At 67.2% G+C, this 24,999-nt stretch carries 19 protein-coding genes; 7 read left to right on the top strand and 12 right to left on the bottom strand.

Annotated elements, in window-relative coordinates; all coding sequences use genetic code 11:
• Positions 1–64 precede the first annotated feature (64 nt).
• The 6 genes from ACI2JH_RS15605 (at position 65) to ACI2JH_RS15580 (ending at position 7,891) form a co-directional block, all read left to right on the top strand.
• Positions 65–2,194 carry a glycoside hydrolase family 36 protein gene (locus tag ACI2JH_RS15605; protein ID WP_404736641.1) on the top strand — a complete coding sequence of 710 codons (2,130 nt, stop codon included), beginning with the start codon at positions 65–67 and terminating at the stop codon, positions 2,192–2,194.
• The gene (locus tag ACI2JH_RS15600) at positions 2,191–3,117 is read left to right on the top strand and encodes an EamA family transporter (RefSeq protein ID WP_404736640.1); all 927 of its coding nucleotides are present in this window, start codon (positions 2,191–2,193) and stop codon (positions 3,115–3,117) included. Before ACI2JH_RS15605 ends, ACI2JH_RS15600 begins: the two co-directional genes overlap by 4 nt.
• 11 nt (positions 3,118–3,128) lie before the next feature.
• Positions 3,129–4,418 (top strand): D-tagatose-bisphosphate aldolase, class II, non-catalytic subunit, encoded by a 1,290-nt coding sequence (locus ACI2JH_RS15595; RefSeq protein WP_101100547.1) that lies wholly within the window; start codon positions 3,129–3,131, stop codon positions 4,416–4,418.
• A complete protein-coding gene (locus ACI2JH_RS15590; RefSeq protein ID WP_404736639.1) occupies positions 4,405–5,565 on the top strand; it encodes an SIS domain-containing protein in 1,161 nt (386 codons plus the stop codon). Before ACI2JH_RS15595 ends, ACI2JH_RS15590 begins: the two co-directional genes overlap by 14 nt.
• Complete coding sequence (locus ACI2JH_RS15585) at positions 5,562–6,497, top strand: BadF/BadG/BcrA/BcrD ATPase family protein (protein ID WP_349998946.1); 936 nt, start codon at positions 5,562–5,564, stop codon at positions 6,495–6,497. Before ACI2JH_RS15590 ends, ACI2JH_RS15585 begins: the two co-directional genes overlap by 4 nt.
• 245 nt (positions 6,498–6,742) lie before the next feature.
• The gene (locus ACI2JH_RS15580) at positions 6,743–7,891 is read left to right on the top strand and encodes an aldo/keto reductase (RefSeq protein WP_404736638.1); all 1,149 of its coding nucleotides are present in this window, start codon (positions 6,743–6,745) and stop codon (positions 7,889–7,891) included.
• A 15-nt stretch (positions 7,892–7,906) separates the two neighbouring features.
• Here ACI2JH_RS15580 and ACI2JH_RS15575 read toward each other — a convergent pair whose 3' ends face one another.
• Complete coding sequence (locus ACI2JH_RS15575) at positions 7,907–8,641, bottom strand: SDR family oxidoreductase (RefSeq protein WP_101100550.1); 735 nt, start codon at positions 8,639–8,641, stop codon at positions 7,907–7,909.
• 107 nt (positions 8,642–8,748) lie between these two features.
• Between ACI2JH_RS15575 and ACI2JH_RS15570 the strand changes: the two genes are divergently transcribed.
• Positions 8,749–9,639, top strand: a complete 891-nt coding sequence (locus tag ACI2JH_RS15570; protein ID WP_101100551.1) for a LysR family transcriptional regulator — start codon at positions 8,749–8,751, stop codon at positions 9,637–9,639.
• Positions 9,640–9,778: 139 nt separating this feature from the next.
• On the opposite strand, the gene ACI2JH_RS15565 is transcribed toward ACI2JH_RS15570, so the two are convergent.
• The 11 genes from ACI2JH_RS15565 to smc all read right to left on the bottom strand — a co-directional run bounded on the left by ACI2JH_RS15565 (position 9,779) and on the right by smc (position 24,809).
• Positions 9,779–10,174 (bottom strand): DUF3037 domain-containing protein, encoded by a 396-nt coding sequence (locus ACI2JH_RS15565; RefSeq protein ID WP_101100552.1) that lies wholly within the window; start codon positions 10,172–10,174, stop codon positions 9,779–9,781.
• Positions 10,152–10,928, bottom strand: a complete 777-nt coding sequence (locus ACI2JH_RS15560; protein ID WP_319278451.1) for a HipA family kinase — start codon at positions 10,926–10,928, stop codon at positions 10,152–10,154. The genes ACI2JH_RS15565 and ACI2JH_RS15560 overlap by 23 nt, the downstream gene beginning before the upstream one ends.
• A gap of 30 nt (positions 10,929–10,958) precedes the next feature.
• On the bottom strand, positions 10,959–11,339 hold the full coding sequence (locus tag ACI2JH_RS15555; RefSeq protein WP_404736637.1) for an REP-associated tyrosine transposase: 381 nt from the start codon (positions 11,337–11,339) through the stop codon (positions 10,959–10,961).
• Between the two features lie 161 nt (positions 11,340–11,500).
• On the bottom strand, positions 11,501–14,224 hold the full coding sequence (gene gyrA, locus ACI2JH_RS15550; RefSeq protein WP_319278449.1) for a DNA gyrase subunit A: 2,724 nt from the start codon (positions 14,222–14,224) through the stop codon (positions 11,501–11,503).
• Positions 14,225–14,450: 226 nt separating this feature from the next.
• Positions 14,451–15,512, bottom strand: coding sequence for an S-methyl-5-thioribose-1-phosphate isomerase (gene mtnA, locus ACI2JH_RS15545; RefSeq protein ID WP_404736636.1), 1,062 nt, complete (start codon positions 15,510–15,512; stop codon positions 14,451–14,453).
• 20 nt (positions 15,513–15,532) lie between these two features.
• Complete coding sequence (locus tag ACI2JH_RS15540) at positions 15,533–16,228, bottom strand: DUF3011 domain-containing protein (protein WP_404736654.1); 696 nt, start codon at positions 16,226–16,228, stop codon at positions 15,533–15,535.
• 133 nt (positions 16,229–16,361) lie between these two features.
• Positions 16,362–17,315, bottom strand: a complete 954-nt coding sequence (epmA, locus tag ACI2JH_RS15535; RefSeq protein ID WP_404736635.1) for an EF-P lysine aminoacylase EpmA — start codon at positions 17,313–17,315, stop codon at positions 16,362–16,364.
• Positions 17,312–17,794 carry a GNAT family N-acetyltransferase gene (locus ACI2JH_RS15530; protein ID WP_404736634.1) on the bottom strand — a complete coding sequence of 161 codons (483 nt, stop codon included), beginning with the start codon at positions 17,792–17,794 and terminating at the stop codon, positions 17,312–17,314. Before ACI2JH_RS15530 ends, epmA begins: the two co-directional genes overlap by 4 nt.
• Positions 17,795–17,846: 52 nt before the next feature.
• The gene (gene ligA, locus ACI2JH_RS15525) at positions 17,847–20,312 is read right to left on the bottom strand and encodes an NAD-dependent DNA ligase LigA (RefSeq protein WP_404736633.1); all 2,466 of its coding nucleotides are present in this window, start codon (positions 20,310–20,312) and stop codon (positions 17,847–17,849) included.
• Between the two features lie 147 nt (positions 20,313–20,459).
• Complete coding sequence (zipA, locus tag ACI2JH_RS15520; RefSeq protein ID WP_182656776.1) at positions 20,460–21,197, bottom strand: cell division protein ZipA; 738 nt, start codon at positions 21,195–21,197, stop codon at positions 20,460–20,462.
• A 108-nt stretch (positions 21,198–21,305) separates the two neighbouring features.
• On the bottom strand, positions 21,306–24,809 hold the full coding sequence (smc, locus tag ACI2JH_RS15515; RefSeq protein WP_404736632.1) for a chromosome segregation protein SMC: 3,504 nt from the start codon (positions 24,807–24,809) through the stop codon (positions 21,306–21,308).
• Positions 24,810–24,999: the final 190 nt, after the last annotated feature.

Genomic DNA, 24,999 nt, shown 5'->3' with positions numbered 1-24,999 from the left:
AACGAAACTTGATCGAACCATATCGCAACAAAACGCTTGCATCAATCTGCGGTGCGTGCGCAGAATGCTAGCCATCTCCACCGGGTTGACGCTTATGCCACCGATCGGACGCCGTACCGCCTTGAAGCTGATTGCCGGAAGCGTGGCAGGCAGCATGGCCTGGAGTGCCGCCCCCTGGGTGCGCGCTGCCACCGCTGCACCCGCCCCCGATGGCCGCGCCGGTGATGCCGTGCTGTCCATCGGCTTCGACAAGCGCATGCATACGCGCATCTGGCGCCATGGCAAGCCGCTCACCGGTTGGCAGCCCAGCGAAGCCCTGCTGCTGGCCAGCGGGGATATCACCGACTTTGCCCTGGTCGAGCAGACCGCGCATGTGCTGGATGACCCCCGCCACGGGGCTGGCAGGCAGGTGGTGTTCACCGGTCGCTCGCGCGCGGCGGGTGTGGAAAAACAGGTCTCGCTCAGCAGCTTCGACGCCCAGCCCGGACTGGCGCTGGTGCAGGTGCGCTACCGCAACCTCGGCGATGTGCCGCTTGAAGTGACAGGCTGGCGCAGCAGCGCCTACCAGCTCGACGACGCGCCCGGTGGCTTCTGGAGTTTCTCCGGCGCCACCCACACCGATCGCCGCGACTGGGTGCAACCGCTGGCGGCCGATTTCGACCAGCGCAACACCCTGGCGATGGATTCATCGGACTACGGCGGCGGCACGCCAGTGGCCAACATCTGGCGTCGCGATGGGGGCCTGGCCGTGGGCCACGTCGAACCGGTGCCGCGCCCACTGGACATGCCGGTCAAGCGCACCGCAAACGGCGCGTCCATCGCGGTTGAGTCAGCGAAGGCGCAGACCCTCGCCCCGGGGCAGGAACTGGTCACCGAACGCACCCTGCTGGCCGTGCATGAAGGCGATTTCTACGCGCCGCTGCAGCAGTACCAGGTGTTCATGCGCGGCGAGGGGATCGAAGGCCCGCGCCCACCGGATTCGGCGTTCGCCCCGATCTGGTGCGCGTGGGGTTATGAACGTGATTTCCGCGTCGAGCAGATCTACGCGACCCTGCCCAAGGCCAAGAAGCTCGGCTTTGAGTGGGCGGTGCTGGACGATGGCTGGCAGACCAATGAAGGCGACTGGAAGATCGATCGGCGCAAGTTCCCGCGCGGTGACGCGGACATGCGCGCGTTCACCGCCGAAGTCCGCCGGCACGGCATGCGCCCGCGGCTGTGGCTGGCCCCGCTCGCGGCCGATCCGGGCAGCGACGTGCTGCACGACCACGTGGACATGCTGCTGCTGGACAAGGAAGGCGCTTTCCAGACCGTGACCTGGTGGAACGCGCTCACCCAGTGTCCGGCCTACCAGCCGACCATCGATTTCTATGTCGAGCTGGTCAAGAAGGCGATCGGCGACTGGGGCTTCGAGGGCATCAAGCTGGACGGCCAGCACCTCAACGCCGTGGCGCCCTGCCACAATCCGGCGCACGGACACGCCAGCCCGGACGACTCGGTCACCGGACTGGCCACGTTCTGGAACGCGATCTACCGCGCCGCCCATGACGCCAATCCCGAGGCGGTGGTGGAGCTGTGCCCGTGCGGCACCGCGTTCGCCTTCCACAACCTGCCGGCCACCGATCAATTCCCCTCCTCGGACCCGCTGTCATCCTGGCAGGTGCGCAGCAAGGGCAAGTCGATCAAGGCGCTTATCGGCGAGCGCAGCAGTTACGCCGGCGACCACGTGGAGCTGTCCGACAACCGCGATGACTTTGCTTCAAGCGTGGGCATCGGCGCGGTGATTTCCAGCAAGTTCACCTGGCCCAAGGACACCGATCGACCTTCGGTACCGCTACCGCCGGGCGGCTTCGTGCTGACCGACGAACGCGAGGCGCTGTGGCGCCGCTGGGTAGGCCTTTACAACACGCACATGCTGCCCAAGGGCGAGTACCTCGGCACCCTGTATGACATCGGCTTCGACAAGCCCGAAGCCCACGCCATCCGCAAGGATGGTGCGCAGTACTACACCTTCTATGCCCCGCGCTGGGACGGCAAGGTCGAGCTGCGCGGCCTGCCGGCCGGCCGCTGGCAGGTCCGCGACCTGTTCAACGAAACCGACCTGGGCGTGGTCGACGGCGGTGCGGTGGCTACCCTGCCCGCGCGCTTCGAACGCTTCCTGTTCCTGCAGGCCACTCCGGCCGGGAGCGTGGCATGAATGCCGACGCCGTGTCGGTCTCCGCTACAACGCGACGCCGCCCGTGGCTCGGCTATGCGCTGGCGACTGTCGCGTTGTGGGGCGTATGGGGCGCGCTGTCCCCGTTGTCGGCCGCGCATGGCTTCCCGGATACGCTGGTGTACTGCGTATGGGCGCTGACCATGTTGCCACCGGCGTTGTACATCCTGTGGCGCGGCGGTTGGCAGCTGGAGCGCTCGCCGCGCGCCATCGGCTACGGGCTGGTCATCGGCCTGCTGGGTGCAGGCGGGCAGATGCTGCTGTTCCATACGCTGACCATCGGCCCGGCATACTTCGTGTTTCCGGTGATCTCGCTGTCGCCGGTGGTCACCATCGCCCTGTCCTTCCTGCTGCTGCGCGAGCGCACCGGCTGGCAGGGCACGCTGGGGATCGTGCTGGCGCTGGTCGCACTGCCGCTGCTGGATTTCTCTTTCGGCAGCGGCGAAGCCGGCCTGGGCTGGTTCCTGCAGTCGCTGTTGATCATGCTGGCCTGGGGCCTGCAGGCCTACTTCATGAAGCTGGCCAACGACAGCGTGCGGGCAGAAAGCATCTTCGCCTACATGACCGTCGGTGCGCTGCTGCTGGCGCCGGTGGCGCTTGCGATGACCGACTTCAGCCAGCCGATCAACTGGGGCCTGGATGGCCCGTGGATGACCGCCGGCATCCAGATCCTCAACGCGGTCGGCGCACTGACGCTGGTGTATGCGTTCCGCCACGGCAAGGCGATGGTGGTGGCGCCGCTGAGCAATGCCGGCGCGCCGCTGGTCACCGCCGTGCTGTCGCTGCTGTTCGCCAGCGTGGTGCCCGGTCCGTTGAAGACCGTCGGCCTGGTGCTGGCATTGGTCGCCTCGCTGCTGCTGGTGCTCGAACCCGAGCGCGAACCGGCACAACGCCCTCTTTCCTGAAGGACTCCCCCATGCATGCACTGCTCGACCTGGTCGCGCGGCACCGGCAGGGCCACGCCATCGGCGTGACCTCGATCTGCTCGGCCCATCCCCTCGTCATCGAAGCCAGCCTGCGCCACGCCCAGCGCAGCGGCCAGGCGTTGCTGCTGTTCGAAGCGACCTGCAACCAGGTAAACCAGGAGGGCGGTTATACCGGGATGCGCCCGGCCGATTTCGTGCGCTTCGTGCATGGCATCGCCGCGCGGGTGGGTTTCGATATCGAGCGGCTGATCCTCGGCGGTGACCACCTGGGGCCCAACCCATGGACCGCGCTGGATGCCGCCACGGCGATGGACAAGGCCGAGGTGATGGTGGCCGAGTACGTGGCCGCCGGCTTCCGCAAGATCCACCTGGATTGTTCGATGGCCTGCAAGGGCGATCCGGAGCCGCTGCCCGAAGCGGAGATCGTGCGCCGCGCGGTGCGCCTGTGCCGCGCGGCCGAAGACGCCTGGGCCAGCGCAGGCGGCGAGGCGCCGGTGTATGTGATCGGCACCGAAGTGCCGGTTCCGGGCGGCGCGACCGAAGCGATCGACGGTCTCGCCCTGACCACTCCGGCAGCGGCGCTGACCACCATCGAGGCGCACCGGGTCGCCTTCGCCGAAGCCGGACTGGACGCCGCCTGGCAGCGCGTGCTGGCCTCGGTGGTGCAGCCGGGCGTGGAGTTCGACCACCACGATGTCATCGACTACGACAGCGACAAGGCGCAGCCGCTCAGCCATTCGGTCACCACCGTGCCCAGGCTGGTGTTCGAAGCGCATTCGACCGATTACCAGACCCGCGATGCGCTGACCGCGCTGGTGCGCGACCATTTCGCGATCCTGAAGGTCGGCCCCGGCCTGACCTTCGCCCTGCGCGAAGCGCTGTGGGCACTGGATGCGATCGAAGGCGAGTGGATCGAGGAGGGCAAGCGCGCGCGCCTGCGCGAAGTCACCCTGCGCCGCATGCAGGAGGCGCCGGGCTACTGGCAGCGCTACTACCACGGCGCCGGACGTGCGCTGTCCACCGACCTGCAGTACAGCCTCAGCGACCGCATCCGCTACTACTGGCCGGACACCGCCATCGAAGCTGCGCGCGTACAGCTGTTCGACAACCTGCGTGCCGATCCCCCGCCGCTGCCGCTCGTCAGCCAATACCTTCCCCATGCCCTGCACGCAGTGCGCGATGGAACTGCTACGTTCGATCCGCAGTCCCTGGCCATGGCCCATATCAGCGCTGTCCTCGATGACTACCACCATGCATGCCAAGACCATGACCTCTCCTGAAATCCTCGGATTCCCAGAACCCCTGCTGGAGGCGAAGGGCGCGCTGTGGACGGCGCGCGAGATCGCCCAGCAGCCGGCCATGCTGCGGGCCACCCATGCGCTGGTGGACTCGCTGGCCGGGCAGCTGCGTGCCTTCATCGCCCCGCTGGTGGATGATCCCAGGGCGCGTGTGATCCTGACCGGTGCCGGCACCTCGGCCTATATCGGCCAATGCCTCGCACCGCTGCTGGACCGCCAGCTCGCCGCGCGCGTGGATGCGGTGCCCACCACCGATATCGTCTGCGCCCCGCAGCTGTACCTGGATCCTGGCCAACCGCTGCTGCTGGTGTCCTTCGGCCGCTCCGGCAACAGTCCGGAAAGCCTGGCTGCGGTGGAACTGGCCGAAGCGGTGGTGAGCGACATCCGCCATCTGGTGGTGACCTGCAACCCGGCCGGTGCGCTGGCCCGCATCCCGGTCGCGCAGGCGATGACCCTGCTGCTGCCCGAGCAGACCCACGACACCAGCTTTGCCATGACCTCCAGCTTCAGCTGCATGATGTATGCAACCCTTGCCGCACTGTCACCGGCTGCGGCGCTGGATGGCCGCATCGAAGCGATTTCCCGCGCCACCGACGGCGTGATCGAAGGCGCGATGCCGCTGCTGCAGGAACTCGCCGCAGCCCGCCACGACCGCGTGGTCTATCTCGGCAGCGGACTGCTGCAGGGACTGGCGCGCGAAGCCACGTTGAAGCTGGGCGAGCTGACCAATGGCGCGGTGGTGACCTGTTTCGATTCGCCGCTGGGCTTCCGCCACGGCCCGAAGACCTTCGTCACCGACAGCACCCTGGTGATCGTGTTCGTCTCCAATGATCCGTATACCCGCCGCTACGACCATGACCTGATCGACGAACTGCGCCGCGATGGCTGTGCGGCGCGCGTGGTCGAGATCAGCGCCCAGCCGCGCGCCGGAGCGCTCCAGGACACCCTGGCCGTGCACGGACTGGAACGTGCCGAAGACGTGGACCTGCTGTGGCCGTATGTCGCCGCCGCACAGATCTACGCGCTGCTGCATTCACTGGAGCGCGGCGTGACGCCGGATAATCCGAACCCGGCCGGCATCGTCAACCGCGTGGTACAGGGCGTGCAGTTGTACGCGCTGGACGCATGACCGCCCCGCTCTACCTGGGCGTGGACGGCGGCGGCACCAAGACCCGGTTTGCGCTGATCGATGCGCAGGCTGGCCTGCTCGCCGAAGCCCAGCTGGGCACCACCTACCATCCGCAGGTGGGGCTGGACGGGGTGCGTGCGATCCTCGGTGCGGGCATCGAGGCGGTGCTGGCGCAGGTGCAGGCGAACAGCGCCGACATCACCCAGGCGTTCTTCGGGCTTCCGGCGTACGGCGAAGACAGTCGCGCCACCGCCCTGCTGCAGGCGATTCCCGGCCAGGTGCTGGGGCATGCGCGCTATGCCTGCGACAACGACATGGTATGTGGCTGGGCCGGTTCGCTGGCCTGTGCGGACGGCATCAACATCATCGCCGGCACCGGATCGATGGGCTACGGTCGGCGTGGTGATGCGTCGGCGCGCGCCGGTGGCTGGGGCGAAGCCTTTTCCGATGAAGGGTCGGCGTACTGGATTGCCGTGCAGGGCCTGAACGCGTTCTCGCGGATGAGTGACGGGCGGCTGCCGCGCGGCCCGTTGCACGTGATCCTGCGCGAACACTTCAAGCTGGGAGAGCACGACCTGGACATCTGTGCGCATGTGTATGGCCAAGGCCATGGCTCGCGCGGCGAACTGGCGCAGCTGTCACCGTTGGTATCGCAGGCCGCACTGGCCGGCGATGCGGTGGCCGCATCGATCTTCGAGCGTGCCGGGCATGAACTGGCGGCGATCGGCGAGGCGTTGCGGGTCACCCTGGGCTTCCAGCCCGGCGAGCCGGTGCCGCTGTCCTGGTCCGGCGGTGCATTCAGCGCCGGTGACGCGTTGATGCACCCGTTCGCTGACGCGCTGCACGCGGCAAGCCCGGACTTCGTCCTGCGCGCACCCCTGCATGCGCCGCATTACGGCGCCGCGTTGTACGCGCGCCTGCTGGCGCACTGACGCCGCACCGGATCCGCATGACGGCCAGCGGCCGTCACTACCGGACCGCACGCGCCCTGGTAGCGCCGAGCCATGCTCGGCGAGCGCAGCGGAAAGCAACAGCGTGACGACCAACGGTCGTCACCCACCGACGATCGTCATCAGCGGTCGCGGTGCGATGCCGTTCCCACCGCGTTGACACGTCCCCACGCTATGGTCGAACGGCTTGCGAGCGCCCTGAACGCCTTCCTCCACAGGAGACACCAGTGAACTCACGTCGTCAGTTCCTTTCGATTGCCGCGGCCAGCGCGGCGATGATGGCCGCCTCTCCCCTGTTCGGCCAATCGCCGGCACCGGGCAGCGTGCTGCCCACCCGCGGCACCCCGCGCACGGGCAACCAGGCCACCCCGCGTGCAACGCCCAAGGGCAGCCGCTACCGTCCACCCACTCGGCTGGGACTGGGCGGGGCGCCGCTTGGCGGCAGCCTGGCACCGACCACCCGCGAGGCGGCCGATGCCACGATGGCGGCGGCGTGGGCGGCGGGCGTGCGCCTGTTCGATACCTCGCCGTGGTACGGGCTGGGCCTGAGCGAACGGCGGATGGGCCACGAACTGCACACCCATCCCGCCGATGCGTACACGCTCAGCACCAAGGTCGGCCGCCTGCTGACCGGCACCGCCGGCCCGCTGCAGAAAACCAACTGGCATGACCCCGCCCCGTTCCACTATCGATACGACTACTCCGCTGATGGCGCGCGGCGTTCGGTTGAAGACAGCCTCAACCGGCTTGGCGTCTCCCAGCTGGACATCGTCTACATCCACGATCTCTCGCCGGAGAACGAAAAAGACCTCGGCATGCCGTGGGAACAGCGTTTTTCCGAGGCACTGCGCGGTGCCATGCCCGAACTGACCAGGATGCGCGAAGAAGGCCTGATCAAGGGCTGGGGCTTTGGCGTGAACCGGCCCCAGCCGGCGCTGCGCGCGGTAGCAGAAGCCGATCCGGACATCATGCTCCTGGCTTGCCAGTACTCGCTGCTGGATCACGAAGCCACCCTGCACGACACCTTCCCCAGGCTGGCGGAAAAGGGCGTGTCGGTGATGGTCGGTTCACCGTTGCTGGCCGGCTACCTCACCGGACGCGAGCGCTATCTGTATGGCGGTCCGATCCCGCAATGGGCGCCCGCCAAACGCGCGAAGATCGCCGAAGTCTGCGAGCGCCACGGCATCGACATCCGCACCGCCGCCCTCCAGTTCGCCGATGCCCCGCAGGTGGTCTCTTCGATCATCCCCGGCGCGCGTACGCCGGAGCAGGTGCGCGCCAACGTGGAGTCGATGGCGATCGCGATCCCGGCCGATTTCTGGGCCGAGCTGAAGCAGCTCAAACTGATCGCGGCGGACGCACCGGTCCCGGTTTGAGCGCGCGCGTCGGACTCAGTACGGGCTGGCCGTAGGCCGGATGATGATCTCGCTGGTATCCACGTCGGCGGGTTGGGCGATGGCGAACGCGATAGCGCGCGCCACCGCCTCTGCGGGAATGGCGGTGGCGCGGAAGCTGCGCATTTCTTCGCGCCCCTGCGCATCGGAGATGCTCTCGGCCAGTTCGGAGGTGGTGACGCCCGGGCTGATCGTGGTCACCCGGATCGCAGGACTCTCCTGGCGCAGGCCTTCGGAGAGTGCCCAGACTGCGTACTTGGTAGCGCAGTAGACCGCTGCGGTGGGCGACACCGCATGCGCACCGATCGAGGCGATGTTGATCACCTGGCCGTGGCCCTGCGCCTGCATCTGCGGCAGCACCGCGGCGATGCCGTGCAGCACGCCACGGATGTTGACGTCGATCATCCAGTCCCACTCCTCGACCTTCAGCGCGGCCAGCGGCGACAGCGGCATCACGCCCGCATTGTTGATGATCACGTCGACCCGTCCGTACGCGGCAACCGTGCGGTCGATGATGTCCTGCACCTGCTCACGCGCGGTGACATCCAGCGCGTGCGCGACCGCCGTGCCGCCCTCGGCCTGGATGTCGGCCACCACCTGCTGCAGGCGATCAACGCGGCGGGCGCCCAGCACCACGGTGGCGCCGCTGCGCGCGAGCAGCCGTGCGGTGGCTTCGCCGATACCGCTGCTGGCACCGGTGATGACGATGATCTTGTCCTGGATGAGGTTCATGGCAGGCTCCTGGAAGCTGTCTGTTTGAAGGAGCTGCCAGCCTATGAGGAGCGCGGCGTCCACGGAATTCCCTGTACGCTGGACAGAATGGTTAGTATCGGTAACCAATGGATACCGACCTCAACCTCCTGCGCCTGTTCCTGGCCGTCGCCGAAGGCCACAACTTCCGCGTGGCGGCCGATCGCCTGGGGGTGACCCGGTCTGCGGTAAGCCAGGGCATCCGACGCCTGGAAGACAGCCTGGGCATCGCGCTGGTACAGCGCTCCACCCGCAGCGTGCGGCTGACCGAAGCCGGTGAACAGCTGCACCGCCAGATTGCCGGCCCGCTGCGCGTGGTCGCTGCGGCCATCGAAGACACCGCCAGCGACGGCCAGCCGCACGGCCTGCTGCGCGTCGCGGTGACCTCCATCGCCGAACGCTTCCTGTCCGGGCCGCTGATTGCCGACTTCATGCGTCGGTATCCCGGCATCACCCTGGATGTCACCGTGACCGATGATGAATCGGACATCGTCGCGGCCGGCTTCGATGCCGGCGTGCGGCTGGGACAGGTGATCGAACAGGACATGGTGGCCATTCCCTTGACCGGACCGCAGCGCGAAGTCGTGGTGGCCACGCCGGCCTACCTGGCCGAGCACGGTACGCCGGCCCACCCGCGTGAGCTTGCCCGGCACCGCTGCATCGGCTGGCGCCCCTCACCGCAGGTGGCCCCGTACCGGTGGGAGTTCGTTGAAGACGGGCGCGACTTCGACGTGACCGTGGCACCGCAGCTGACCACCAATGACATGCTGCTGATGGTGCGCTCCGCACTGGCCGGCGGCGGCATCACCTTCGGCATGCAGGAAACCTTCGCGCCCTACCTGGCCCGTGGCGAACTGGTCACCATGCTGGACGAGTACCTGCCCCCGTTCCCGGGCTTTTTCCTGTATTTCCCGAACCGGCACAACCAACCGGCCAAGCTGCGCGCGCTGATCGAGCACGTGCGCGGGCACGCGCCATGATCAACGAAAGGACCGGGCCTGGACCGGAGTGCTGGGCGGTGATCAACGGCTGCGTGCTGCCCTCGGCGCTCCCGGCCATCCTGGTATCCGCGCAGGACCCGCAACCCCGTGGTCGGCGAGCGCAGCGGCCCATGTGGGCTCATCCGGTCGGTACGCGCACCATCTTCGTCAGCAGGTGCTCCACCACGCCCGCCGGATCTGCCGTGCGGCCGACATGCGTGCTCGACATCTGCACCACCGAGCTGCGCTTGGCGGTGAGGAAGTGGAAGCGCGCACGCGCCGGCAACTGCGCGATCGGCCCGGCGCCGGCTTCCCCGCGGCAGATCGCCACGATGGCATCCAGCCAGGGCCGCAACGCCTCCAGGTCCAGGCTGGGAGCAAAGGCGTGCAGGCGCGCCGGATCGATCTCGATCGCCGCCTCCAGGTGCCTGGCGCCCGGGCAGGAGACGATGACTCCGACGTTGATGAACTCTTCGCGCTCGACCCGGGGAACGACCCGGATCACCGCGTAATCATAGGTATGCAGCGTGGGCACGGACGGCCTCCTGGACGAAGGCCGCGCGCACGCGCAGGCGATGGATGAAGTAGTCGACGTAGGCTTGGCGGTAGGCGGCCGGCGTATCGAATGCAGGCTCGTCGACCAGCCAGGCGTCCGGCACCAGGCTGACGATGCGTTCGATTTCGTGATCCGGCAGGCGCGCTGCCAGTTCGGCATCGACCTCGGCGATCCGGCTGGCGAAGGGCAGCAGGACATGGTCGCGGATCAGCACGAACGGCTTCTCGCAGGCCTGTCCCGCCGTCGCCCAATCGTGGTGGAAGTACATCGCCGCACCGTGGTCGATCAGGTAGAGCTTGCGGTGCCACACCATCAGGTTCGGGTTGCGCGCGGTGCGGTCCACGTTGCTGGCCAGCGCATCGAACCAGACGATCCGCGAGGCCAGCTCAGCATCCACCGGCATCGCGGCCGGGTCGTAGTTGATCGCACCGGGCAGGTAATCACTGCCCAGGTTGAGCCCTTCGCTGGCGCGGATCAGCTCCTGGATTTCCGGATCGGGCTCGGTGCGGGCGAACTCGGCATCCAGTTCGACGAACACGATCTCCGGCAGCGGAAGCTGCAGCGTGCGCGCCATCTCCCCGGCGATCAGCTCAGCGATCAGTGCCTTTGGACCCTGGCCTGCACCCCGGAACTTGAGCACGACCATGCCCTCATCGTCGGTTTCGACGATCGCCGGCAACGACCCGCCTTCGCGGAGCGGAGTGACATAGCGCAGAGCGTGCACGGTACGCACAGGGAATTCCTTCAACAGCGGACCGCAAGATTACCGCGTCGCGGAGCGCTGCGCGTGCACTGGCTTCATGTTGCCGTCCCGGATGAGATGATCGTAGTAGCCCCGTTGCCATACCGTGCCTTCGCCCACGCGAGCTGAATTGATCGCGATCGCGGAACGGGACTTCAATGATTGCACGCAGCGCGACAGCCTTCCGTCTTTCAGCTGCATCACCCAATGCAGATGGTCGGGCATGACCACTCGAGCGAATGAGCGCGTCAGGCCGGACCGATCGCTTCGCTCAAGCTGTTCCATCATCAGCGCAGCGAGCGTGGGATCAACGAAGCAAGGCGACCGTTGTGCCGTGACAGTGGTGATGGAGTAATAAGTCCCCGTAAGCGAAACCCGGCCGATGCGAAGCTGACTGGACATGGCTCCAGCATCCGTGGCGAAAGCCATGGCCAGGTACCGTAGGGCGCGCACCGCAGTGTGGGGAACTACCGCAGTGTCGAGCAAGCTCGACACTACCGATCCTGCGTAACGAAAAACGCCGGCACTGGGCCGGCGTCTTCCGTTGACCACCAAGAGAGCGGTCAGTCCTGCGACGGCGTCTCGTCCGTTGCGGCCGGGGTAGCAGCCGCCGGCTCGATCGCCGCAGCATCGACCGCCCCTTCCTGCTCCTCGTCGGCTTCGATGAAGGCGTCCATCCGCTCCACCGCCTGCAGCTTCTCTTCCTTGGACAGGCGGATCAGGGTGACGCCCTGGGTGTTGCGGCCGACCCGGCTGATTTCCGAGCCACGCGTCCGCACCAGGGTCCCGCCGTCGGAGATCAGCAGCACTTCGTCGGCCGGACCCATCAGCACCGCAGCGACCAGCTTGCCGTTGCGTTCGGTGGTCTGGATGCCGATCACGCCCTGCGTGCCACGTCCCTTGCGCGGATACTCCGGCAGCGGGGTGCGCTTGCCGTAGCCGTTCTCGGTCGCGGTCAGGATGAACTTCATGCCCGCCTCGTCACCGACCTCGACCACGGCATCACCGTTGTCCACGCTGGTGTCCTCCACGCCCGTATCGTCCTCGTTCTCGTCCTCGATCCCGCCGGCGCTTTCGGCGACGATCAGGCTGACCACTTCTTCGCCCTTGGCCATCTTGATGCCGCGCACGCCGGTAGCGGTACGGCCCATCGAACGGACCTTGTCTTCGCCGAAGCGCACGGTCTTGCCATTGGAAGCGAACAGCAGGATGTCCTGTGCACCGTCGGTCAGGCCGACGCCCACCAGGGCATCGCCGTCGTCCAGGTTGATGGCGATCTTGCCGCGCGCCAGGCGGAAGGCGAACTCACCCAGCGGGGTCTTCTTGACCGTACCGTTGCGGGTGGCGAAAAACACGAACTGTCCTTCGGCATACTCGCGCACCGGCAGCACCGCCTGCACCCGCTCGCCCGGTTCCAGCGGAATCCAGTTGATGATCGGGCGCCCGCGCGCATTGGAACCGGCTTCGGGCAACTGGTGCACCGGCAGCCAGAACACCTTGCCGGCGCTGGTGAAGGTCAGCAGCGTGTCATGCGTGTTGACCAGCCACAGCTGCTCGATGAAATCCTCTTCCTTGGTCGACGCCGCGCTGCGGCCACGACCGCCACGACGCTGCGCGCGGTACGCGCTGACCGGCTGGCGCTTGGCGTAGCCGGAATGCGACAGGGTGACCACCACATCTTCCGGGGCGATCAGGTCGAGGATGTCCAGGTCTTCTTCGCTGTGGCGGATTTCGGTACGACGTGCGTCGCCGAATTCCTCGCGTACGTTGATCAGCTCCTCGCGGATCACTTCGAGCAGGCGGTCCGGGTTTTCCAGGATGTGGATCAGCCCGGCGATGACTTCCAGCAGCTGCTTGTATTCGTCGGTCAGCCTGTCCTGCTCCAGCCCGGTCAGGCGGTGCAGGCGCATTTCCAGGATCTGCGTGGCCTGCACTTCGGTCAGCTGGTAGCCGCCCTGGACCAGGCCTACGCCCTTGGGCAGGTCTTCCGGACGCGACGCTTCGGCACCGGCGGCGCCGAGCAGCGAACCGACCAGGCCCGGATCCCACACGCGCGTCAGCATGCGCTCGCGGGCTTCGTTCGGGTTGGCCGAGCTCTTGATCAGCTCGATCATCTCGTCGATGTTGGCCAGCGCGACGGTCAGCCCTTCCAGCACGTGGGCACGGGCGCGCGCCTTGCGCAGCTCGAACACGGTACGGCGGGTCACCACCTCGCGACGGTGGCGGACGAACGCCTCCAGCATCTGCTTGAGGTTCAACAACTGCGGGCGGCCGTCGACCAGCGCCACCATGTTGATGCCGAACACCGACTCCATCTGGGTCTGCTGGTAGAGGTTGTTGAGGACAACTTCCGCCGACTCGCCGCGCTTGATTTCGATGTAGATGCGCATGCCGTCCTTGTCGGACTCATCGCGCAGTTCGCTGATGCCTTCGAGCTTCTTTTCCTTGACCAGTTCGGCGATCTTCTCGATCAGACGCGCCTTGTTCACCTGGTACGGAATTTCGGTGACGATGATCGACTCGCGGCCGTTGTCGGCCACTTCCACGTCCGCCTTGGCACGGATGCGCACGCGGCCACGGCCGGTACGGTAGCCGGCGATGATGCCGGCGGTGCCGTTGATGATGCCCGCGGTCGGGAAATCAGGACCCGGGATGTACTCCATCAGGCCATCGACATCGATCTGCGGATTGTCGATCAAGGCGATGCAGGCGTTGATCGATTCGGTCAGGTTGTGCGGCGGGATGTTGGTCGCCATGCCCACCGCGATACCGGCCGAACCGTTGACCAGCAGGTTCGGAAACCGGGTCGGCATGACCGTCGGCTCGCTTTCCTTTTCGTCGTAGTTCAGCTGGAAATCGACGGTTTCCTTGTCGATGTCGGCCATCAGCTCATGCGCGAGGCGCGACATGCGCGCTTCGGTGTAACGCATGGCCGCGGCGGAGTCGCCATCGACGGAACCGAAGTTACCCTGGCCATCGACCAGCATGTAACGCAGCGCGAACGGCTGCGCCAGGCGTACCAGGGTGTCATACACCGACTGGTCGCCATGCGGGTGGTACTTGCCGATGACGTCGCCGACGATACGCGCCGACTTGAAATAAGGCTTGTTGGCGTGTGCGTTCAGCTCGCTCATCGCGAACAGCACACGGCGATGCACAGGCTTGAGGCCGTCGCGCGCATCAGGCAACGCGCGTCCCACGATCACGCTCATCGCGTAATCGAGGTAACTCTTGCGCATCTCGTCTTCCAGGTTGACCTGGATGATTTCCTTGGCGGATTCTGCCATTCGGGTTCCGTTGTCTGGTAGCGGTCCAGTCCGTCGCGCCACTCCCTTTTCAGGGCGGCAGCGGCGGAATCTCGATTAACTGGCGGAGTCTACCACAGCACGGGAATTTTCTCCCCTGTTCAGCGGCTTTTTACCGGAAGAAATCAGCAACTTAGGGACCGGTTGTCCACCTGTTGACCGATTGCCCCGCTTGCCTCCCCCATCCGCTTCGCCGCCCCGTCCGGGATCAGCCGAAGGCGGCCCGCATGCTGGCCACGGCCGGCGCCAGGATCACCCCGCGCTCGGTCACGATGGCGTCGATCAGCTCCCCCGGGGTCACGTCGAACACCGGGTTCCAGGCGGCGATACCGTCGGCCACGGTGCGGCTGCCGCCGACCCCGTACAACTCGCCGGGATCACGCTGTTCGATCTCGATCTGTCCGCCATCGGCGGTATCCATGTCCACCGTCGAGGACGGCGCCACCACCATGAACTTCACCCCATGGTGGCGTGCGGCGATGGCCAGCTGGTAGGTGCCGATCTTGTTGGCGGTGTCCCCGTTGGCGCAGATCCGGTCGGCGCCGACGATCACCCACTGCACCGCACCGGTCTTCATCAGGTGCGAGGCGGCCGAATCGGCGATCAAGGTGGCATCGATGCCATCCTGCTGCAGCTCCCACACGGTCAGGCGTGCGCCCTGCAGCCACGGCCGGGTCTCCCCGGCGAACACCTTGGCGATGCGCTGCTGGGCCATGCCGGCGCGGATCACGCCCAGTGCGGTACCGAAGCCGGCGGTGGCCAGCGACCCGGTGTTGCAGTGGGTCAGCACGCCGCTGCCGGCGTCGATCAGGCCGGCACCCAGGGCGCCCATGTGCCGATTGGCCGCCAGGTCTTCGGTGGCGATGGCTTCGGCCTCGCGTTCCAGCACCTGCTGCCAGTCATTGCCTGCCGCGCCCAGCACCCGACGCATGCGCGCCAGCGCCCAGGCCAGGTTCACCGCCGTCGGCCGCGAGGCATTCAGGCGCTGCAGCGCCGGTTCCAGCTTCTGCAGGGCCTGCGGGCCGTCGTCGGCCTGCACCTCGCGTGCGGCCAGCACCACGCCCCAGGCAGCGGCGATGCCGATGGCCGGCGCGCCGCGCACGGTCAGCGCGTGGATGGCGGTGGCCACCTCGTCACTGGTGGTGCAGGCAACGTGCTCCACCACGAAGGGCAGCTTGCGCTGGTCCAGCAGTTGCAGGGCATCGCCGGTCCACAGGATCGGGCGGATGTGGTCGTAGCGGGCGTAGTCGATATCGGTGGGCGCGTTCATGCGCCCATTGTAATGCGCGCTCAGTTCACCGAGAACTCGGCGCGGCACCCGTCGTCCACCCAGATCCCACGCTTGTCCCAGCCCCAGTTGCGTCCCTCTTCGCAGGCGCGCCCGGACAGCTGCTTGAGCAGGTTGACGCCGGAAGTGATGGAGGCCCCGCAAAAACGCCGACGCCGATCCTTGGATTCACAGGTGAGCCGGCGTGGCGCATCGACGAAGCCACTGCCGTCCGCCGCGCCGATCTCGAAATCACCCTCGCAACCGCGCGTGGTCCAGATTTCGTTGCGCCGATAACCCCAGCTGTGGCCTTCACGGCAGGGCATGCGCGAGTTCTGCCGCAGCAGGCGCACCGGCGCACCTTCCAGGCGCACCGGACAGCTCTGCGGGCGGCCGTTGGATTCGCAACGCACCACGCGCCTGACGACCTTGGCCGGTGCACCCGGTGCTGCGGCGCCGGCGCTACCGCGCGCGCGGAATTCAGCACGGCACCCCAGGGTGACCCACACGCCGGAACGGTCGGTGCCCCACTCGCTGCCCCGCACGCAGGCGTTTTCGGACAGCTGGCGCACCAGTTCCACGCCCCCTTCGACATCCATGTTGCAGTGCACCCATCCGAGGTCGCGCGACTGGCAACGCACCACCTCGCCGGCATAGCCGCCCTGCCCCTGCGCGGCCGCCGATGGCAGCAGCGCGGTCCAGAGCAGCAGCGCGCCCAACGAGGCCCCCGTGCTTGCCAACAACTTGTTCAACGACTCGTCCGCCCTGTCATCGTGGTTCGTTTGCCACCATGCGGCAACCGGCGTGATAAGAGCATCATCGCGTATCCCCCGCAAGCGCCGGTTACGACGTTCAGGCACGACTGAAATCAAATGCGAGCACGTCGGCAATCCGCGCGGTACGCCCCATGGCCATCAGCAGCCGGTCCACGCCCACCGCGACGCCGGCGCAGGCGGGCATCGCCGGCAACGCCGCCAGCAGCGCTTCGTCCAGCGGCGGCAGCACATCCCCACGTGCCTGCCGACGCGCATGGTCAGCTTCGAAGCGTGCGCGCTGCTCCTGCGCATCGCCCAGTTCGTGGTAGCCATTGGCCAGCTCGACCGGCCCCAGGTACAGCTCGAAGCGCTCCGCGCGCGGCGGCGTATCGTCGCGGATCCGCGCCAGCGCCGCCTGCGATGCCGGCCAGTCATGCACCACGGTCATCACGGTGTCATCGAAGTGCGGCTGGATGCAGTGGGTCATCAACAGGTCCAGCCAGTCGTCCCGCCCCAGGCCCGCGGCATCGATCTGGATGCCGGCCAGTGGCAGCCGCAGTTCGGCGATGCTCGCCTCGAACGGATCCACGCCGATGCGCTGCAGGTACAGCGTGCGGTAGTCGATCACCTGCAGGGTCGCCACCCGCCCGACCGACGCCAGCGCCTGTTGCACCAGCGAGGCGGTTTCGTCGATCAGCCGGTGATGGTCCCAGCCCACCCGGTACCACTCCAGCATGGTGAACTCCGGGTTGTGGCGGCCGCCTGCTTCGCCATTGCGGAACACCCGGCCGAGCTCGTAACAGTCACCCACGCCGGCAGCCAGCAATCGCTTGAGCGGGAATTCCGGCGAGGTACGCAGCCAGCGACGACGCGCACCGGCATCGCGATGGCCGCTGAAATCGGTATGGAAACTGTCGATGTTCGGCTCGGTATTGCCTGCCGCCGACAGGATCGGGGTCTCCACTTCCAGCACCTCGCGCTCGGCGAAGAAGCGGCGCACCATCGCGTTGAGCGCGGCGCGCTGGCGCAGCGCCTGCAGCAGCGCGCTCACAGCAGGCCGTCGCGCGGATGGTCCAGCGGCAGCGTCATCAGGTCGCGGGTATCGTCGATGTAGCCGGTGGCGGTGTACAGCCGGCGCGCCAGTTCGTTGTGGCGGTTCACTTCAAGCCGCAGGCGTTCGACACCGCGTGCGCGTGCGCGCTGCTCGACGATCGCCAGTGCCTGCCGGCCACGGCCACGTCCGCGTACACCCGGCGCCAGGTACAGCTCGTCCAGCAGCGCGAAATGCCCGCCCTGCTCCAGGCTGAAGCCCATCGCGATCACCACGTAACCGCCGACCGCGCCGTTCTCGTCCAGCAGCATCAGCACCTCGCCATTGCGCGGGTCGGCCAGCAAGGCATCGACCCCGCGGCGCACGCGCGCCTCGTCGAACGCGATCTGGTCTTCGATGTAGAACGCGCGCATCAGGATGAGCAACTGTGCTTCATCGGCGCGGGCGGCCATGCGGAAATCCAGCGGTGCGATCTGCATGCGACTCTCCTTCAAGGGGTCCCGCCGGGCGGGTACCCGGCTTTGGTACGTTTCATTCGTGGGCGGCGAGGAAGGCCAGCAGCTGGTCTTCGTCCCACACCGGCACGCCCAGCGACTGGGCCTTGTCCAGCTTGGAACCGGCTTCGGTGCCGGCGACCACGAAGCTGGTCTTCTTCGATACGCTGCCGGCAACCTTCGCGCCCAGCGCTTCCAGACGCTCCTTGGCCACATCGCGGGTAAGCGCGGACAGCGTGCCGGTCAGCACCGCGGTCTGGCCCTCCAGCGGCCCGACGGGCTGCCCGGCCTGCTGCGGCGCGCGCTGCAGGATCTCCTTCATCTTCGCTTCTGCCTGCAGCAGCAGCTCGCCGTGGCCTTCGCTGTCCAGCCACGCCGCCAGGCCGCGCGCGGTGTCGTCAGGCAGCCCGGCATTGACGAACTGGCCGTGTTCGGCATCCAGTATCGACTGCGCACTGCTCAGTGCGGCGGCAAGCTTTTCCGCACGCAGGCGGGTGATGCCGGGTATCTCGGCCTCCACCAGCAGCTGTGCAAGATCCAGCCCCTCGCGCAGCTTGCCGCTGGGCGGATGCTCATCGGTGATGCGCACCTGGCCGAGCTGCAGCAGATCGTCGATGGCCTGCTGGTTGCCCTGCTGTTCGAAGAAATGACCCAGCGATCGTGCTACTTCACCGCCGATGTCCGGTACCCGCTTGAACAGCGGCCACGGCAGGTGGCGGATCAGTTCCAGTTCGCCGAACCACTGCGCCAGCGCTTTCGCCGTGCTTTCGCCGACATGCTCGATGCCAAGCGCGAACAACAACCGCTCCAGCGTCGCCTCGCGGCTGGCCTCGATGGCGGCCACCAGGTTGTCGGCCCAGCGGGTGGCGATCTTCTTCGTGTTCCAGCTGAACGTGATCGGTTGGGCCAGCGCCTGCGCACGCCAGCCCGCATCGCCTGCGTCCATCTTCAGCACGCCGTTGAGCACTGCGCCACTGCCATCGGGCGGCAGGTGCGGGGTGAAGCTGGCGGCCAGCGCGGAGGGATCCTCGGCATCAAGCACCAGTTTCAACTGCAGCAGGGTGTCACGGGTCAGCCGGTACAGGTCGGCCACGCCGCGCACGATACCCGCATCCACCAGGGTCTCGATGTACTTGCCGCCCAGGCCGTCGATGTCCATCGCACGACGCGAAGCGAAATGGCTGATCGCCTCCTTGCGCTGCGCCGGGCAGCTCAGCTCGCCGGAACAGCGCCAGGCGATCGCGCCCTCTTCCTGCACGATTTCCGCCCCGCATACCGGGCAGTGGGTCGGCATCCTCCACGGCGTGGTGCCGGCAGGACGGCGGTCGGCGATCACGCTGACCACCTCCGGAATCACATCGCCGGCGCGCCGCACGATCACGCTGTCGCCCACGCGCACATCCAGCCGCGCGATCTGGTCGGCGTTGTGCAGGGTAGCGTTGGAGACGATCACTCCGGCCACCGCGACCGGCGCCAGGCGCGCCACCGGCGTGGCCGCACCGGTGCGCCCGATCTGGATCTCGATGGCCTCCACCGTGGTGCTCTGTTCCTGCGCGGGGAATTTGTGCGCGATGGCCCAGCGCGGCGCCCGCGCGACGAAGCCCATCGCCTGTTGCCCTTCGCGGTCGTCCAGCTTGTAGACCACGCCGTCGATATCGAACGCCAGGCCGTCGCGGCGTTCACCGATGTCGCGGTAATAGGCCAGCAGGCCGTCGGTACCGGTCACCACCGTGCACAGCTCGCTGACCGGGAAGCCCCACCCGCGCAGCTGCTGCAGGGTCCGGGAATGGGTATCGGGCAGCTCGCCGCCATCCACTTCGCCGGTGCCATAGGCGAAGAAGCTGAGCCGGCGCTGCGCGCTGATCTTCGGGTCCAGCTGGCGCAGCGATCCGGCGGCGGCGTTGCGCGGGTTGGCCAGTACCTTGCCGCCCTGCTGCCGCGCGCGTTCGTTGAACGCTTCGAAATCTGCGCGTGCCATGTAGACCTCACCGCGGACTTCCAGCACGTCGGGCCAGCCAGTGCCGTGCAAGCTTTCCGGGATATCGCGAATCTGCCGCAGGTTGGCGGTCACGTCTTCGCCCTTGCTGCCGTCGCCGCGCGTGGCGCCCTGCACGAACTGCCCGCCCTCGTAGCGCAGGCTGATCGCCAGGCCATCCAGCTTCGGCTCGGCGGAGAACGCTAGCGCCGGACGCCGCAGCCGCTCGCTGATGCGACGCACGAAATCGGCGACTTCCTCATCGCTGAACGCATTGCCGAGCGACAACATCGGCACGGCATGGGTGACTTCGGCGAAGCGCGAAGACGGCCGTGCGCCGACCTTCGCGGTGGGCGAGTCCACTGTCGAAAGTTCCGGATGCGCCCGCTCCAGCGCCTCCAGCTCGCGCATCAGCGCGTCGTAATCGGCATCCGGGATCAGCAGTTCATCGCGCTCGTTGTAGGCCGCGTTCGCGCTGGCAAGCTGACGGCGAAGCGCATCGATACGCTGGGCGGGAGTAACGTTCATGCCGGGTCCGGTGATTCCTGTACAGACCGCGATTCTAACGTCCATGGCGTGCGCAGGCCGCGGCGGCGCGTCACGGCGAAGCGGAAACGGAGCGCTTCGCCGAGGTCTTCCGCACGGGCACCGGCCTGCGTGCCGGAAACATCCCGCTTACCAGCGCGGCGTCTTGGTCAGCGGTGGCGCCTGGTGCTGGCGGTCGTAGGCGCGCAGATCATCGCGGATGTGCGCGATACGCTGGCGACCCAGCGCGTTGCGGCTGTCGTCCAGCACCACCGCATCCAGCAGCTCGGCCATGCGCTGCACGGTCGGCAGCATTTTTTCCCAGGAATCGAGCGCCGTCAGCGGCGCCGGCAGGGTCAGGAAGAACGCGATCGCCGGGGTTTCCATCTCGCGGATGGTGCCCATGTCGAAACTGCCCGGTTTCATGATGCTGGCCATCGAGAAGATCGGACCGCGCTCAGGGTGGCCTTCGACCAGCCGGTGGAACACGTTCATGTGGCCAAACACCAGACCGGTCTTTTCCGCCGCCACCACGATGTCTTCGCCACGAAGCTGTTCGCCGGCGCGCGCGGCCACGAACAACGAAACGATCTTGTCGAAATCCTGGCTGGCCCGCTTGCCGAGGTCACTGTTGGCGTTGGCTTCGCTGTCTGACAGCCCCAGTTCGGCCTGCTCGCCGTCGACGGCAGGGTCGCGTGGCTCCTCGCCCGCCGCGTCGACGCCGCCGCCCAGCACCGGCTCGCGGCGCTGGGCGCCATCGGCGCCGGGGTCACCTTCGACACGGCGTCCCTGGGTCTTTTTCTTCGGCCGGCCGAACAACAGGATCGCAGCGATCAACAGCAGGCCGGCGGTAAGGATGCCGATGCGCAGCAGTGCGGTGTCGGACATTCGGTTGGGTCTCCGGCTAAATACGTTCAGACAAGAATGGCACGATGCAGGTCTTCTTGCACCGGGGGTGGCGCGAATAATGCACCAATCCCCCGTGCACGCGGCGTATCAGGCCGCCCCGGCCAGCCGCGCCGCCTCTTCCAGGTCGACGCTGACCAGGCGGCTGACGCCGGGTTCGCGCATGGTGACGCCGGACAGCTGGTGCGCCGCCTCCATCGTCGCCTTGTTGTGGCTGACAAACAGGAACTGCACCTTCTCGCTCATCTCCTTGACCATGTTGGCCAGGCGGCCGACGTTGGCCTCGTCCAGCGGGGCGTCCACCTCGTCGAGCAGGCAGAACGGGGCCGGATTGAGCTGGAAGATCGCAAATACGAGCGCCACCGCGGTCATCGCCTTCTCACCGCCGGACAGCAGGGAAATGCTGGAAACGCGCTTGCCCGGCGGCCGCGCCATGATGGTCACGCCGGTGTCCAGCAGGTCCTCGCCGGTCAGTTCCAGGTAGGCATGGCCACCGCCGAACAGACGCGGATACAGCGCCTGCACGCCGGCGTTGACCCGGTCGAAGGTGTCCTTGAAGCGGCCGCGGGTCTCGCGGTCGATCTTGCGGATCGCATCTTCCAGCGTCTCCAGCGCGGTATTCAGGTCCAGGTTCTGCGCGTCCAGGTATTCCGAGCGCTGCGACGCTTCGCCATATTCCTGGATCGCCGCCAGGTTGACCGGTTCCAGCCGGCGCATGCGCGCATCGATCTGCTGCACGGTCTGCTCCCAGTCGCCCAGGCGGGCGTCCTCGGGCAGCGTGGCGATGACCTCCTGCAGCACGAAGCCGGCCTTCTCCACCGCCGCCTGCAGCTGCTCGGCATTGAGTACCAGCGCCTGCTGGTCGAGCCGGCGCTGCGAAATGCGCTCGCGCTGTGCCAGCGCCTGTTCGTCACGCTTGTGCCGGGTCTGCTCCAGCTCGCGCAGCTCCACGTCGATGCCATCCAGCAGTGAGCGCGCCTGCGACAGCATGCCATCGGCACGCACGCGCTCTTCCAGCGCATGCTGGTGTTCGGCCTGCAGCGATTCCACCGGGGTATCGCCTTCGTCCAGTTGTGCGTGCAGCTCGCCGAGGCGCGAATCCAGCTGGCCGCGCTGGTTGCTCATGCGTTCCAGCGCCTGGCTCAGCGACGCCACCTGGGCGCGCTGGGATTCCAGCGTCAGCGCCAGCGAATGGGCGGCTTCGCGCACACTGCGGGCCGCATCGCGGGCCCGGTCACGGGCCTCGGTCAGCTGCCGGCGTTCGTTCTCCAGCGCCTGCCGGGTCGACTCCAGGTCGCCCATGCTGCTGACCGCGTCATCCAGCCGGCCGCGCGCCTCGCGCACCTGCTCGCGGTTGAGCTCCAGGGTTTCCATCAGCTGGACCAGCTCGCCTTCGATGCGGTCGATGCGGCTGCGCGCCGATTCCAGCTTGCCCTGCTGGCCCTGCAGCTGGCCGGCAAGCTCGGACACGCCGCGGTGCGCCTGGTACACCGCGCGCTGCACGTCTTCGCGCTGCTGTTCGGCGGCAAGCAGCTGGTCACGGAAGCCACCCAGCAACTGCTCCAGTTCGGCTTCGCGCTGCTGCAGCTGTTCGATCTGTTCGCGCAGCGTGTTGATTTCGAGCTCGCGCAGCAGCGCGCCCTGCTTGGCCGCGCCCGAGCGCGATACCCGCACCCAACCGGCACCCAGCCGCTCGCCGCCACGGGTGATCACCGAGTCGCCGTCGCCCAGCGTGGCCTGCAGTGCGCGCGCCTGCTCCAGGTCTTCGGCAGCATGCAGGCGGGCCAGCAGGCGACGGATGGCTACCGGCCCCTGCACCTTCGCTGCGAGCGAGGTAGCAGCCACCTGCAGCGGCGCTTCATCATCGGCCACCAGCGCGATGCGGCCATCACCCAGCTCACCCAGCGCATCCACCAGCTGTTCCGGTGCCTGTACCAGCACGCCTTCGATCAACTGACCCAGCGCGCTTTCAACCGCGTTTTCCCAGCCCGCTTCAACCTTCAGCCGCTCGCCGACGCGGCCTGCCGAATCCAGCCCGCGCGCCTTCAACCAGGCGACCGCCGCGCCCTGCTCCTGGCCGAGTGCGGCCTGCTGCAGGGTTTCCAGCGACGACAAGCGGCCACGCACGCCATTGGCCTGCTTGCGCAGTTCGGCCAGTTCGTTCTGTGCGCCGCGCTGGCGCTCCTGCACGGCCGTGACCTCCTGCTTGCGCAGTTCCACCTGTTCGCCCAGCTCGTCCAGCGCGGTCTTCTGGGTGTCGTGCTGGATGTGCAGTTGCTCGAACGCTGCCTCCAGCGCATCCACGTCCAGGCCGGCGCGCTCGGACTGCAACGTCTCGCGGCGCCGTTCGGCTTCCAGCACCTGCCGGTCCAGGTAGTCCACGCGGGTGCGCTCGACGTCACCGGAACGCGATGCTTCCGAACTCTGGCTGCTGTGCTGTTCCCAGCGCGCCTGCCAATCACCCAGCCGGGCTTCGGCTTCGCGCAGGCTCTCCTGCTTGATCTCGTTCTCTTCCTGCAGCTGTTCCAACTGCGGCGTGGCCGCATCCACCGCCTCGCGCAGCACCCTCAGCCGGGCCTCGTCGCCACTGATGTGCTGGCCAAGTTCGGCCAGTGCCTGCTGCGTTTCATCGCGCGCCTTGTGCAGGCGCTGTGACAGCTCGCGCTGGTGCTGGATCTGTTGTTCCAGCCGGGCCAGCATGCTGCCCACCTGGTAGACCTCGGCCTGTGCGGCATTGAGCGCCTCGGCCGACTCCTCGCGACGCACGCGCGACGTTTCGATCCGCGATTCCGCTTCGCGTTGTTCGGCGATCAACTGCTGCAGGCGGGTCTCTTCCTGTGACAGCCCTTCGCGCAGCTTGCCGAGCCGGCCATCCAGGCCGCGGAACTCCAGCGCCTTCCATTGGGCATCCTTGACCCGGCGCTCCTCCTGCAACGTCTGGTAGTGCTCGGCCTGGCGCGCCTGTCGCTTGAGGTGTTCAAGCTGCTTGCCGATTTCATCGCGCAGGTCGCCCAGCCGGTCCAGGTTCTCGCGGGTGTGGCGGATACGGGTCTCGGTTTCCTTGCGGCGCTCCTTGTACTTGGAGATGCCGGCGGCTTCTTCCAGGTAGACACGCAGGTCTTCAGGGCGGGCTTCGATGATCTGGCTGATCATCCCCTGCTCGATGATCGAATAGCTGCGCGGGCCCAGCCCGGTGCCCAGGAACAGGTCGGTGATGTCGCGGCGACGGCATTTGGTGCCATTGAGGTAATAGTTGCTGCTGCCATCGCGGCTGACGGTGCGCTTGACCGATATCTCGTTGAACGAGGCGTACTCACCGGAAATGGTGTGGTCGCTGTTATCGAAGATCAGCTCCACGGTGGCCTGCGATACCGGCTTGCGCGCGGCCGAGCCGGAGAAGATCACATCGGTCAGCGAGTCACCACGCAGGCGGCTGGCCGAGCTTTCGCCCATCACCCAGCGCACGGCATCGATGATGTTGGACTTTCCACAGCCGTTCGGTCCGACCACGCCGGTCATGTTGGTCGGCAGATGCAGCGTGGTGGGATCGACGAAGGACTTGAAGCCGGACAGCTTGATCGTGGAAAGACGCATAGGGTTTCCGGGCCGGGGCCGTTGTGAGGCCTGCATTTACCCGCCAACCCCTTGATCCGGCTGGGATCAGGGCCGTCGGTCGGGCGTAATGCACCGAGTATACCGATGTGGCCGCGTTCTACGCAGGGGGCCGACGCGCGCGCCAAAACAAAACGGGCGCCCCTGCGGGCGCCCGTTCTGGTGATTCCAT

This window comes from Stenotrophomonas sp. NPDC078853 (assembly GCF_044901215.1).
GTDB classification, from domain to species: Bacteria; Pseudomonadota; Gammaproteobacteria; order Xanthomonadales; family Xanthomonadaceae; genus Stenotrophomonas; species Stenotrophomonas lacuserhaii.
Note: the sequence above shows the minus strand (reverse complement) of the source record. Positions and strands in the feature narration are given on the sequence as shown.